Annotated in this window: 15 protein-coding genes; 5 read left to right on the top strand and 10 right to left on the bottom strand. The window is 69.4% G+C overall.

Features of this window, described 5'->3' with window-relative positions; all coding sequences use genetic code 11:
* Positions 1-170 precede the first annotated feature (170 nt).
* Positions 171-863, bottom strand: coding sequence for a TetR/AcrR family transcriptional regulator C-terminal domain-containing protein (locus tag EJK15_RS62295; RefSeq protein ID WP_138719752.1), 693 nt, complete (start codon positions 861-863; stop codon positions 171-173).
* Between EJK15_RS62295 and EJK15_RS62290 the strand changes: the two genes are divergently transcribed.
* A complete protein-coding gene (locus tag EJK15_RS62290; protein WP_138719751.1) occupies positions 850-1,548 on the top strand; it encodes a hypothetical protein in 699 nt (232 codons plus the stop codon). The two genes, EJK15_RS62295 and EJK15_RS62290, sit on opposite strands and share 14 nt — an antisense overlap.
* A gap of 75 nt (positions 1,549-1,623) precedes the next feature.
* Here the strand turns inward: EJK15_RS62290 and EJK15_RS62285 are convergent, their stop codons facing one another.
* The 4 genes from EJK15_RS62285 to EJK15_RS62270 all read right to left on the bottom strand — a co-directional run bounded on the left by EJK15_RS62285 (position 1,624) and on the right by EJK15_RS62270 (position 4,317).
* Positions 1,624-2,976: a TrkH family potassium uptake protein gene (locus EJK15_RS62285; RefSeq protein WP_138719750.1), complete on the bottom strand. Its 1,353-nt coding sequence runs from the start codon at positions 2,974-2,976 to the stop codon at positions 1,624-1,626.
* Positions 2,973-3,206, bottom strand: coding sequence for a hypothetical protein (locus EJK15_RS62280; protein ID WP_138719749.1), 234 nt, complete (start codon positions 3,204-3,206; stop codon positions 2,973-2,975). The genes EJK15_RS62285 and EJK15_RS62280 overlap by 4 nt, the downstream gene beginning before the upstream one ends.
* Before the next feature lie 251 nt (positions 3,207-3,457).
* A complete protein-coding gene (locus EJK15_RS62275; protein ID WP_138719748.1) occupies positions 3,458-3,667 on the bottom strand; it encodes a hypothetical protein in 210 nt (69 codons plus the stop codon).
* Positions 3,668-3,708: 41 nt separating this feature from the next.
* Entirely contained in the window at positions 3,709-4,317 is a 609-nt protein-coding gene (locus tag EJK15_RS62270) for a TetR/AcrR family transcriptional regulator (RefSeq protein WP_171075282.1), read from the bottom strand.
* Between the two features lie 57 nt (positions 4,318-4,374).
* Between EJK15_RS62270 and EJK15_RS62265 the strand changes: the two genes are divergently transcribed.
* Positions 4,375-5,337 (top strand): NAD-dependent epimerase/dehydratase family protein, encoded by a 963-nt coding sequence (locus EJK15_RS62265; protein ID WP_138719746.1) that lies wholly within the window; start codon positions 4,375-4,377, stop codon positions 5,335-5,337.
* A 91-nt stretch (positions 5,338-5,428) separates the two neighbouring features.
* Here EJK15_RS62265 and EJK15_RS62260 read toward each other — a convergent pair whose 3' ends face one another.
* Complete coding sequence (locus tag EJK15_RS62260; protein ID WP_206062013.1) at positions 5,429-6,829, bottom strand: alpha/beta hydrolase family protein; 1,401 nt, start codon at positions 6,827-6,829, stop codon at positions 5,429-5,431.
* Positions 6,830-6,908: 79 nt separating this feature from the next.
* On the opposite strand from EJK15_RS62260, the gene EJK15_RS62255 reads away from it, so the two are divergent.
* The gene (locus EJK15_RS62255) at positions 6,909-7,472 is read left to right on the top strand and encodes an ArsR/SmtB family transcription factor (RefSeq protein WP_138719745.1); all 564 of its coding nucleotides are present in this window, start codon (positions 6,909-6,911) and stop codon (positions 7,470-7,472) included.
* A 159-nt stretch (positions 7,473-7,631) separates the two neighbouring features.
* Here EJK15_RS62255 and EJK15_RS62245 read toward each other — a convergent pair whose 3' ends face one another.
* Both EJK15_RS62245 and EJK15_RS62240 read right to left on the bottom strand, forming a co-directional pair.
* Positions 7,632-8,246, bottom strand: coding sequence for a histidine phosphatase family protein (locus tag EJK15_RS62245; protein WP_138719743.1), 615 nt, complete (start codon positions 8,244-8,246; stop codon positions 7,632-7,634).
* Between the two features lie 67 nt (positions 8,247-8,313).
* Entirely contained in the window at positions 8,314-9,561 is a 1,248-nt protein-coding gene (locus EJK15_RS62240; protein ID WP_138719742.1) for a PEP/pyruvate-binding domain-containing protein, read from the bottom strand.
* A 59-nt stretch (positions 9,562-9,620) separates the two neighbouring features.
* Between EJK15_RS62240 and EJK15_RS62235 the strand changes: the two genes are divergently transcribed.
* Positions 9,621-10,016, top strand: coding sequence for a DNA-binding protein (locus EJK15_RS62235; RefSeq protein ID WP_138719741.1), 396 nt, complete (start codon positions 9,621-9,623; stop codon positions 10,014-10,016).
* On the top strand, positions 10,013-10,648 hold the full coding sequence (locus tag EJK15_RS62230; protein ID WP_138719740.1) for a transcriptional regulator: 636 nt from the start codon (positions 10,013-10,015) through the stop codon (positions 10,646-10,648). Before EJK15_RS62235 ends, EJK15_RS62230 begins: the two co-directional genes overlap by 4 nt.
* A 90-nt stretch (positions 10,649-10,738) precedes the next feature.
* Here EJK15_RS62230 and EJK15_RS62225 read toward each other — a convergent pair whose 3' ends face one another.
* Entirely contained in the window at positions 10,739-11,170 is a 432-nt protein-coding gene (locus EJK15_RS62225; RefSeq protein WP_138719739.1) for a DUF6157 family protein, read from the bottom strand.
* Positions 11,171-11,240: 70 nt separating this feature from the next.
* Complete coding sequence (locus EJK15_RS62220; protein WP_138719738.1) at positions 11,241-12,116, bottom strand: slipin family protein; 876 nt, start codon at positions 12,114-12,116, stop codon at positions 11,241-11,243.
* Positions 12,117-12,391 lie beyond the last annotated feature (275 nt).

Raw genomic sequence — 12,391 nt, 5'->3', positions numbered from 1 at the left:
CGCAACGGCAAGGCCGTCCTCATCGAGCCCGAGCCGACCTGACACAACTCACCGCGAAGCATCATCGCTCATTGCCGCTCGGGGTTCGCTGCCGCCTGCCCACGTGAAGGTCGAATTTTCGGGTCAGCCACAAACGCGACGGCGCCGTCGTCGCCACGGCTCTCCCCGCGTCAACGAGGGCGAATCGAGCCGGCCGCGAGTCGTGCTTGCAGGCCGTCGAGGAGGGCGTGCAGACCGAACTCGAAGGTGGCCTCGGCCGGCTGGGCGGTGGTGGCGTCCGCTGAGGGCATGGCGCGAGCGCGCAGGCGGGGGAACTGCTGAGCGATCTCGCTGATGTGCGCGATGGTGTCGCGCAGCTGCTCCTCCTCGTCCGCGCCCGCGCGGCGCAGCTGAGCCCGCCAGGCCGACTCTGCGGCCTCGCCCTGCGCGGCGCCGATCACGAACATCAGGACCGTTGCGGCAGCCTGGTCGGCGTCCTGATCACTGAAACCCGCGGCTTCGTAGACGGCCAGGCAGTGCTCGTCGTAGCGGGCCTTGCCGGGACCGTAGATGAGATGCGTGCTCATGGCCGGTATCAACCAGAAGTGCCGGGTGATCATCGCATAGGCGCCGCGGGCCAGCGTGGCCGCCGCCTCCTGCCATCCGATCGTGGCGAGGTCCGGCAGTTCGATCTCGCCGAAGACGTGATCGGCGGCGAGCACCACCAGCTTGTCCTTGCTCTCCACGTGGTAGTACATCGCCGTTGCCGCCGAGCCCAGCTGGGCGCCGAGCCGCCGCATGTTCATGCCGTTCACGCCTTCGGCGTCCAGGACCTCGACGGCGGCCCGGACGATCTGTCCCTTGGTCAGCGTGTCACGCGGCATGGCCTCAGGATACAGATTTTGCACAAAGTTCGACTGGCCTGTTGCACTTAGTTCAAATGCCGCCATACTGTTGCACTTAGTTCAATCGGATCGTCGAGGAGCCGACATGACCCATCAACCTCACACCCGGGAAGTACGCCGCCCGCGCAGCATCGTCGTAGCCGCGTCACTGCAGCTGCTGACCGTCATACCTTTCCTGATCGGAACCTTCGTCGTTCTCCTCTATGGTGCAGACGCCCAGGCGGCCGCCGAGGCGGAAATCGTGCGACAGGGGCTCCCCGCAACGATCCTGGCCCAGCACGGCATCAACTTCGGGGGGAGCGAGACGTTGGCAATCGTGCTCGCCCTGATTCTGGTGACTCTGGCGGTGCTCAACCTGGCTGGGAAAGGGGTCGGCCGGATCCTGTCCTGGATCTTCCAGCCCATCCTCTTCGCCATGGGGGTCATCATCATCCCCGGACAGCTGTTCACCGCTCAGTTCATGGAGTCGTCCTTCAAGAACTCAGGGGACTCCATGCTTACGCGCATCGATGTGCCGGCCCTGATCGACGCGGCCACGCACGTCATGCCCGGCTGGCTGCTCCCCGTGAACATCGCCAAGCTCGTCCTGACCACTCTGGGCTCGCTCCTCGTGATCATCCTGCTCGCGGTTCCGTCGGCGAGAGCCTATTTCCGCCGGGCTTAGCAAGCTGCGGGTCAGCACGACCATCGACCCCAGCGCCGGCCCAGCCCGATCACCACGACCGCGTCGCTCTTCTCGTCAGCCAACGATGACACGCTCCTCGGGTAGTTCGTAATGGCGGGCACGCTCCTTCAACGCGAGCGCCGAGCCCAGCGTCAGCGGCCCGATCCGGCCTACGAACATGAGCAGCACCAACAGCAGGTGCCCGGCGGGCGTGGCATCGGCGGTGATCCCGGCCGACAGTCCGACGGTGCCGAATGCGGAGACCACCTCGAACAGCACCTGGTCCAGGCTATGCGCGGTCAGGGCCAGCAGTATGTAGGTGGAGACCATGACGAGGGCCACGCTGATCATCGTGATCGAGACGACCTGCCGCTGCGCGCTTTCGGCCAGGCGGCGGTGGCCGACGTTGACACGCGATTCGCCGCGCATTTCGGCCCAGATGATGAAGGCCATCAGCCCGAACGTGGTGACCTTGATGCCGCCCGCGGTGCCCGCGCTGCCGCCGCCGATGAACATCAGCGCATCGGTGGCCAGCAGGCTGGTGGGATACAGCTGGGCGATGTCCAGGCTGTTGAACCCGGCCGTGCGCGGCATGACGCCGGTGAAGAAGGCGGCCAGCAGCTTGCCGGGATCATCCAACCTCCCCAGGGTGGCGGGGTTGCGCCACTCGGTGGTCATAAAGACCAGCGTGCCGACCACCAGCAGGACCAGCGTTACCCCGACTGTGATCCTGGTGAGAACCGTCCAGCGGCTCGGGTGCCGCCACGAGCGGGCAAGCTCGAACACCACAGGGAAGCCGAGCCCGCCGACGATGACCGCGGCGGCGATGGGCAGGCAGATCCACGGGTCAGTCACGAACCTCATCAGGCTGTCCGGCCAGAGGGCGAATCCGGCGTTGTTGAACGCCGACACCGCGTGGAAGGCGCCGAGATAGACGGCGCGGCCGAACGGCTCGCCGTACCCGGTCAGGAAACGGATGGTGAGCACCACGGCCACCACGGCCTCGCAGAGCAGGCTGAACATGACCACATTGCGCACGACTCGCCGTACATCGGACATGCTCAGCGCCTTGGTCTCGGCCTGGGCGAAGATCCGGGCACGCAGACCGAGCCGCCCCGCCACCAGCACGGTGAACAGCGTGGCCAGCGTCATGATGCCCAGCCCGCCGACCTGAATCAGGGCGGCGATCACCACCTCGCCGAACACCGACCAGTGCGACTCGGTGTCCACCACGACCAGGCCGGTGACGCAGACCGCCGACGTCGCGGTGAACAACGCGGCCAGCCAGCCCGCCGAGGTACCGGAGGTGGTGGCGATCGGCAACGACAGCAGAAGGGTGCCGAGCAGCATGGCCGCGCCGAAGCCGGTGGCGATGACCTGCGCCGGGTGGTGGAACCGGTCCAGGAAGGACCTTGTGCGGAGCCTCATAACGCCGAACCTCTCTGGGATCCTTCGCGCAACCGGCGCGCGGCGCCGAACCAGACCGGGACCTCACGCTCGTCGTCCACCTGCACGGACACCACACCGAGCACGCCGTCGCCCAGCACGAACCCGGCCACCAGGAACAGCGCCGCGGTGGACAGGATCGTGCGATGGGCCAGGCTTGAAATGAGCACGGCCGGCAGCAGGCCGGCGAAGGCCGTCAGCAAGGTGCCCACAGGGGAAGCCTCCGCAGAGTCGTATGGGATAGGACCTTGCCGACCAGACTTCCCGGCGCACCGCGCTTACGGTAACAGCACCACCGTCGCACCCGTCCATACGGGTCCTTGACGTATGTTTCGCGACCACGCGCGTAGGAATCACAAGTCAGTTGCGCGCCGCTTCACCCCGCGAGACGTTGCCGGCCATCTGGTCCTGAGCGCGCTAGCCGCACTCCTGTTCCTGCCCGTCAGCCCAGCCGGCGCGACCGTCAACACCGTTGGACCATCCAGCGGCTCTCCTGACGCCGTTCCGCGCCATTGACCGGCCCCGGACGCGCCACCCGCACGACGCCCGCACGTCCGGGGCCGAACCCACTCCAGTCGGGGTAGAGCCGGCTGGAGCGGCCCGCCAGGGTGTCGGCGATCCGCTGGGGGAACAGCTCCGGCGTCATCCGCGACCAGTCCGGCGTCCGCAGCACCTGGGTCTGACCCAGGCGCTGGCCGAGCTCTGCCGGGGTTGTCAGGGTACGGAAGTCTCCGTCTCGCGTCGAGGGCGGTCGCCGGGCAGCAGCGTGAGGATCTGGGCCTGGATCAGCTCCAGCGGCTCCAGCGACTGGTAGGCGCGGGCCAGGATCATGCCGCCCTCCAGGGTGGCGAGCATCAGCATGGCCAGTCCGCGCGCCTCCTGCGCCGGCACACCGTACCCGACGAGGCTCTCCTCCAGCGCCGTCACCCACGACTCGTAGGCCTCGTGGCAGGCGGCGCTGAGCGCCGCCGAGCCGGGGACCGAGTCGAGCGTCACCGTCGTCATCGGCAACCCCTCGGTGAAGCCGGAGTCCTCCAGGCGGCGGGCGAAATGCCCGGCCATCGTGGTCACCCACTCCCGGGCGGTGCGACTGGTCCGCCGAGTCTCGGCGATGAACGTCACCGAGTCCGCCGTCGCGGCCCTGACGGCGGCCACGGCGATCTCCTCCTTGCCCCCGGGGAACAGGAAGTACGTCGACCCCCTGGGGGCCCCGCTCTCGGCGATGATCTGCGCCATCCCCGTGCCCTGGAGGCCCTGCACGCTCAGCAGCCTGCGCGCGCTCTCGACGATTTTCTCCCGCGAATCGGACTTGGATCTCGGCATGCCTGTAACTATAGTGGACGTCATACATATAACAATCGTCATAGTTAGGGGCAGGCCATGGCAACGGTGTTCGTCACCGGCGGCTCGGGATTCGTGGGCGGGCAGCTCATCTCCCGCCTGGTCAAGGACGGTCACGGCGTGCGCGCCCTGGTCCGGAGCGACGACGCCGCCGCCAAGGTCGAGGCCCTGGGCGCGAAGCCCGTACGCGGCGACGTCCAGGACGTGGACGCGCTGCGGGCCGCCGCGGCGGGCAGCGAGATCGCCTTCCACGCCGCCGCCAGGACCTCGCGCGGCGGCGGCCGGGCCAGGTTCTGGGCCGACAACGTCGACGGCACCGCCAACGTGGTGCGCGCCGCCCGCGCGGCGGGAGTGCGGCGGCTCGTGCACGTCGGCACCGAGGCGGCGCTGATGAACGGGCAGCCCCTGGTCGGCGTGGACGAGACCGCGCCGCTGCGGCCGGACTCGCGCGCCCACTACTCCGCCTCCAAAGCCGCCGCCGAACAGCTCGTGCTGGCCGCCGAGGGCATCGAGACGGTCGTGCTGCGGCCCCGCTTCGTCTGGGGCGCCGGCGACGCGACCGTGCTGCCGGAGCTGGTGACCATGGTCAAGAGCGGCAGGTTCGCCTGGATCGGCGGCGGGCGCCACCTCACCGACACGACGCACGTCGACAACGCCGTCGAAGGACTGGTGCTGGCCGCCGAACGGGGCCGCCCCGGGCAGGCGTACTTCGTGACCGACGGCAGCCCGGTCGTCTTCCGCGACTTCGTCACCGAGCTGCTGGCCACCCAGGGCGTCACACCGCCTCGCAGGTCGCTGCCGCGCGGGCCGGCGTTCGCCGCCGCGTCGGCGGGCGAGACGGTCTGGCGGTGGCTGGGGCTGACCGGCGCGCCGCCGCTGGACTACATGAGCGTGTGGCTGGCCGGCCAGGAATGCACGATCAACATCTCGAAGGCCACCCGCGAGCTCGGCTACCGCCCGGTCACGACCCGGCAGCAGGGCATGGCCGAGCTCACCGGTTAGCCGGCAGCCCCGGTGCCATGGCACGGAGCGCGTGACCCCGCCCGGCCGATGACGTATCGCCGTGGCCATCAAGATGGACCGGAAAGGCACATTACGGAAGCAACAGCCCCCAGTACGCCGCCCACGGCACGAACGCGGCGCCACCTGCGATCAGCAGCCCGAGCCGGGCCTTCTCGCCGCGCCCGGCGGAGCGCCGCCACCTCACCGCGGTGAGCACAGTGGCCACGACGGTGACGACCGCCGCCGCCTGCAGCGCGAGCCAGACGACCGGCCGGCCCACCACCAGGGGCCCCGGCGCCGCCAGCTTCCCACTCGTCATGAGCACGTAGACCAGGTACGAGAACCCGCCCGCCACCGCCACCAGCCCCCCGGCGCTGACCAGCCGTGCCGCCCCCAGCGGCACCACGTCCGCCCGCCGCCTGATCCGCCGGACCAGGGCCACCACGGGATACCCGCCGAACGCCACCAGGAACAACATCAGCGCCGCGGCCTGCACGCCCGACGACTCCCACCACTCGGTGGGCGGCACCCCCACGGAATCGTCCGCCTGCACCGGCGCGGGCCCCGACACCTGGGCCACGGGAGCGCGCCCCGAGGTCACCTCGCCCACCCAGCTCCCGACCATCTCCGCGTAACCGGGCGCCAGCTCGGGCAGCCGGGTGACCCCGCCGTCGGGGGTCTGGTGCGCGGCGTGTTCGGCGTCGGCGAAGAACCGGAACGTGTACTGCCGGTTCCCGCCGTCCTCGAGGGCCCTGGCCATGATCGGCGGCGTCTCCCTGGGAGGCGTCAGCAGGTCGTTGACCCCCCAGATGCCCAGCACTGGCTGCCGCAGCCGCGCGAGGACCGCCTCCGGGTCGTGGTAGGGCTCGGGGAACATCCCGCCGTCCGCGATCGCCCGGTAGAGCTTGGGCTCGGCATGGCCGACCAGCGACCCGCTCACTCCCGCCTTGCGCAGCCCGGCCGCCACCGCCCAGGTCTGCTGCCGCAGCGGCTGCAGCGCGTTGGCGCCGACGAGGATGACGAAGGAGATGTCCCCGGACCGCGAGGCCGCCAGCGGCGCGACCCACCCTCCTTCGCTGAGCCCCCAGATGCCGACCTTGCCCGGATCGACCTCCGGCTGCTTCTTGAGCGTCTCCACGGCCCCCAGCGCGTCGTCGGCCAGTTGCGCGTACGACCTCTCGAACAGCGAATAGCCCTCGGACCGCTTGTCGTAGATCAGCACGGACAGCCCCTGCCGGGCGAAGGCCACGGCCTCGCCCAGCAGCTTCTCCCGGGGCGTCCCCGCCCCGGCCCCGTGCACCAGCACGACTCCGGACCGCCCGCTCCCGGCCCGCGCCGGGCTGATCACGCTGCCGTGCAGCACCAGATTCCCGCCGCCGCGGAAACTCACCTCGGTCACCGTCAGGTCGCCCGGCACGGCCGGTGGCGCAGCCACCGCGGGAGGGGCGAGCAGGAATAACGCGGCGACGATGGCCGCGAAGATTCTCATCATGCCGCCGACAATAGTCTGCAGAGAAAGCTCGGCATACAGATGTCTGCAGATATCGTTCTGAAGGACTAGCCTGCTCCTCATGAAGGATGACGAGCCGTTCCTGCTCGACGACCCAGACCGGCTCAAGGCTCTGGCACACCCCATGCGCCGCCGCATGCTGACCCACCTCAACATCCACGGCCCCGCCACCTCGACCACCCTCGGCGAGCTGCTCGGCGCCAAGACCGGCACCACCAGCTACCACCTGCGCCAGCTCGAGAAATACGGCTTCATCGAAGAGATCCCCGAGCGCTCGACCGGCCGCGAACGCTGGTGGCGCCGCGCCGACACGCCCCGCGACATGCGCCTGCCCACTCCCGACCAGCTCGCCCCGGAGGATCGCGCGGTGCTGATGGAGTTCCACCGGATCGGCCTCGAGGAGGACCGCGCCCTGCTGGAACGCTTCCCCGCCGCCTACCGCGCCGACCCCGACTGGGCCAAGGGCTCGCGCGGGGTGGCGCGCATGACCAAGCAGGAGCTGAACGACTTCCACAACGAGTACGTCGCCCTGCTCCTCAGGTACAGCCGTCCGGCGGACGAGGCCCCGCCGGACGCCCGCCCTCTCTACGTCCGCTTCTTCACCCTCCCCGCCGACGAGGATTGATGCCTCAGGCGGTGTCCGGCAGGGCCGCCTGGATGAGCGTGCCGCACAGTGGCTTCGGCGAGTACGAGCAGCTCGCCCGTCACGCGCTCCACGCCGAGCACGTGGTAGCCGGTCGGCGTCACGTAAGCCGAGGAGCGCGTACGGACAGTAGGAGTCACCTCACGGCCTCATGCCTTCGGGGAACCCGGTCCAGCGCAGGTCGGGCGGGAGATGGCTCATGTCGTTGAACATCACGATCGTGGGCGGCAGGCCGTTGCGGTACTCGATGACCGTCAGTGCGGTGTTGGCGCTGTTCAGTCCGAGCCACCGGGATGGCGGCGCGTCCAGTGCGTGCCGCACCAGCCACGCAATCTGGTAGGCGTGCGTCACCAGGACGTCGTGTGTGTCGGGCCGGGTGCCTTTCGTGGTCGTGTCGGGGGCCTTCGCGAACCGGGCGACCAGGGCCTCGGCGAGCCTCTGGCCCGAGGCTGCCTCGGTGTCGTCGTAGCCGTCGAAGAAGCCGGCCCAGGACGGGGGTGTTTCGGCCGCGCCGGGAATGTAGGGCACGTGATCGACGAGTTCGGCGGCCTCAGTCACAGGCACGTTCGGTAGATGCCGGGCGAGTTCGTGCGCGCTTGCTACGGCGCGTGGCAGCGGAGAGTGCCACACGGCGTCGACCGGCACGCTGGCGAGCCGTTCGCCCAGCAGGCCCGCCTGCTGGCGTCCGATGCCGGTGAGCTCCCCAAACGTGTCAGCCGCCCCGTGGCGTGCCAGGTAGAGGTGTCGCGTAGTCATCAGTGGTTAGGGGCGGTGTCCGTGCGGGCCCGCTTCCCGTCTCCTTTCGATGGGATGGAAGGATCAGTCACGCGTTCGTCGCCGTGACGGTGCCGGTGGTGCCGTCGATGGTGATGACGGTGTCGTCATGGAGCCTGCTCGTCGCGTTCGGGATGCCGAGGACGGCGGGGATGGCGTGCTCGCGAGCGACGATCGCGGCGTGGGAGAGGACGCCTCCGGTTTCGGTGACGACGCCGGCGGCGATGCGCAGCAGCGGCGTCCAAGCGGGGTCGGTGAAGGGGCAGACGAGGATGTCGCCCGGCCGCACGCGCGCGAAGTCGCCGGGACCGCGGACGATCCTCGCGGTGCCGGTCACGGTTCCGTGGCTGCCTGGTGTTCCGGTGAGTGTGGCGGCTGGGGTATCCGAGGCGCTGGAAGGCGATGTCGGTGGTGGGGGTGCGGCGGTGACCGGCCGTGCTTGCAGTACCCAGGTGCGGCCGTCGACGATGGCCCACTCGATGTCCTGCGGTCCACCGAGTACGCCGGCAATCTCCTTGCCCAGCTTGGCCAGCTGCGTGACGGTCGCGTCGTCGATCGTCGGTTGGTCCCGGGCACGGGCGGGCACGTCGCGAATGACGAGCTGCGCGCCGCGCCGGTCGAGGCGGGTCCGCTTGTCTGCGACGGTGCGTGTGACCGACCCGTCCTCGGCGACGCGGTAGGCGTCAGGGGTGACCTTGCCCCCGACGATGCTGGGGCCGAGGCCCCAGGACGCCTCGATCCGGGTCGCGTCGTCCGGGTCCGCGGGTGTGAACATGACCCCGGATACCTCGGCGTCCAGATGGCGTTGGACGATGACGGCCATCACAAGATCGTCGGACGGCCGGTCGTCGCGGCCGGAGGCACCCCGGTAGTCGATGGCACGTGGAGAGTACAGCGAGGCCCAGCAGGCGCGTACGGCATCGGCGACCTCGCTGACTCCGCGCACAGCGAGAAAGCTCTCGTGCTGACCGGCCGCCGATGCCTGACCGGTGTCTTCATCTGCTGCCGATGATCTTACTGCCACGGGCGGATCGCCGAGCTCGTCGAGTGCGCGTCCCAGCGCATCGATCACGGTGGCGTGGACCGGGTGGGCCTCGATCACCTGCCGCGTTGCGTCAAGATCGTCCGATTCGCCGGCGAACCGCCCGAGGTCCAGGTCGCGGACAGCGGCGCGGTAAGCGGCGAACGAGACGACGAAGCCGTCAGGAACCGGCAGACCCGCGCGGAGCAGCGCGCCGAGTGCGCCGGCCTTGCCCCCGCAGGTATCGGCGGCAGCCTCCTTGAGGGGTACGAGCATCCACCCACCTTTTCAACAGATTATTGACAACAATCTGTTGATTGTGCATCATGAGTTGCATGTCACGCAACCAGGACATCGCTGACAGCGTGCACGCTGACCACGTGCAGGCCCAGCGTGAGCAGGACGCGCGTGAGCGTCTGCTGGCACGGGGCGCAGATGGGCTCGACGCCCGTCCGTGGCGACCCTCGCCCGTCCCGCCGTCGGCGGTCGACCTCGCGCAGTTCGCCGTCTGGCGCGGCGCCGACCTGGGCCCGGAGGACATCCTGAGCGCGCTCGCCCTCCTGCCCGCCGCACGCGCCGAGGTCGAAGGACTCGAAGCTGCCCTGCTGTTCATAGCCCGGAGCGCAGGGCTGACCTGGGCACAGATGGCGCACGCGATGGGGTTCAATTCCCCCCAGGCGTGCCAGCAGCGGTACACCCGCCTGGCAGCACGACAGGACGCCGCCTCGTGACGCGGGACTCTCCGCCCGGCCTCCTGGTCCTGCACGCCGTGCGCATCACCGGGTTCGCAGACACCCCGGTGATCGCTCATCGGTACGGGCTCGATGCGGCCGAGACGAAGGAGATGCTGCGCGACGCCGAGGCACGTGGCTGGGTCGAGCACACCGCCTTCGCCGGCACCGGAGGTTGGTCGTTGACCGAACCGGGCCGGGCCGAGAACGAGCGCCAGCTCGCAGCCGAGCTCGCACGCGTCGGCGGTGCCGACGAGGTCCGTGACGTCTACCGCGAGTTCCTCCCGCTGAACGCCCTCCTGCTACGAGCCTGCACCGACTGGCAACTCCGGCCCACCGCCGGCGATCGGCTCGCCGTCAACGACCACTCCGATCCCGCCTGGGACGCCGGAGTCCTCCACGAGCTCGCCGGCATCGACCGCGCACTCACGCCACTCGCAGACCGGCTCGGGAGCGTCCTCACACGGTTCCGCGGATACGACACACGATTCACCACAGCCTTGGCGCGCGCCCGAGCCGGGGAGGGCTCCTGGGTCGAACGCACCGACGTCGACTCCTGCCATCGTGTCTGGTTCGAGCTCCACGAAGACCTCATCGCCACGCTCGGTCTCGACCGGCACGCGGAACCCTGACCCACGCTCCGCCGCCCCGCAGCCACGATGGCCCTCTGGTCATCTGCCAGGTGCGTGCGGCATATTGACCGGGGGCTCGTGCCGGGTGGGTCAGGCGCGCTTGGAGCGCATCGCCTTGAGCACGGTCACGCCGGATTCGGCCGCGACCAGCTGGGCGTACTCTGCCGAATCGCGGGGACACAGCGCGACCCGGCCGTGCTCGTCGAAGAGCAGCCCCCAGCCGTAGGTCTTGGGCAGCGGCGAGGCCCGCATGCACGCCTGAGACCTGGCGAAGAACCGGGCGCGCAGCTCCGCGCGCTTCTCCTCGGACGGCTCCTCCGGCAGGTCCTGCCGGAGGAGCCAGGTCTCGAACAGCACGTCGGCCTGCGTCAGCCCGTGGGGCGCGCCGGCGATCATCTCGAACTGCAGCACCGCGACCGTCTTCTTGCCACCCTTGGCCGAAGGAATCACGCCGCCGGAAGCGGCGCAGTCGTCGGCGACCGCGATGAGCGTGCTGTAGTAGTGCATGTCGGTCTCGGCCATGCGGTCATCTTAGGTGGCGACGGGTTCCCCAGGCCGGGTTGCCCGTCAATCGCCCGGTGCCGGCCCGATGTCAGGAGTCGGGCCGGCGTGCTGTGTCGCGAGTGCCGAGGAGCTTGGCGAGCTCGTCGGGCGGCGTCAGCTGCGGCGCGGTGGTCTGGGCCGGCTCCTCCGACGCTTTCTGCGCGGTGGAGTCCGGGACGGCGCGGTCGAAGAAGCGCAGCAGCTCCACCGGCAGCGGCATGACCAGCGTGGAGGTCTTCTCCGCCGCCACCTCGACCACCGTCTGCAGAAGTCGTAGCTGCAGGGCGCTGGGCGTGTGGGCCATGATGGCGGAGGCGTCAGCGAGCTTCTGGGCGGCCTGGAACTCGCCGTCCGCTGTGATCACGCGGGCGCGGCGCTCCCGCTCGGCCTCGGCCTGGCGGGCCACGGAGCGCTTCATGGACTCGGGCAGCGTGACGTCCTTGATCTCCACGCGGTCGATGTGGATGCCCCAGCCGAGCGCCGGGCTGTCGATCATGAGCGCGAGGCCCTTGTTCAGCTCCTCGCGGTTGGAGAGCAGGTCGTCCAGCTCGCTCTTGCCGATGATGGAGCGGAGCGAGGTCTGCGCCACCTGCTCCACTGCGAACAGGTAGTTCTGCACCTCGACGGCCGCCCGCAGCGGATCCTGCACCCGGAAGTAGGCGACGGCGTCGACCTGGACGGAGACGTTGTCACGGGTGATGCCCTCCTGGGTGGGCACCGGCATCGTGACGATCTGCACGTTCACCTTCCTCATCCGGTCCACGATCGGGATGAGGAAGGTGAGCCCCGGCTGGCGGATCTCCTTCTGGGCCCTGCCGAAACGGAAGACAACGCCGCGCTCGATCTGGTTGACGATCCTGACGCCGCCGAACCCGGACAAGACAGCGATGATCGCGAGGAAACCCAGGATGATGTTGGTGATCATAATGGTCCCCCTCCCATACTTCGAGCGTAGGCCCGTTCGAGCAGGAAAGCGCGTCAACCTTTCTTGACGGGCAGGGCCGGTGGTCTCAGGTCTTGCTGGTGACTCGGATGTCTGTTCGGGCGGCGGGGCGCTGGCGTCTCGACGGGAAGGGTTGGCAACAGTTGTTCTTTGAGTGTGCGTAAGTGTGCACGAAATGACAGGAGCTGATGCCGGAGCATGGGGGTGTGAACCTCATGGGTTGGTAGAGACCGCAGGGTGCGCCGGCAAGCGTGACG

This window comes from Nonomuraea basaltis (assembly GCF_005893125.1).
In the GTDB taxonomy this organism is placed as follows: domain Bacteria; phylum Actinomycetota; class Actinomycetes; order Streptosporangiales; family Streptosporangiaceae; genus Nonomuraea; species Nonomuraea basaltis.
The sequence above is the reverse complement of the archived record's forward strand: the minus strand, read 5'-3'. Positions and strand labels throughout refer to the sequence as shown.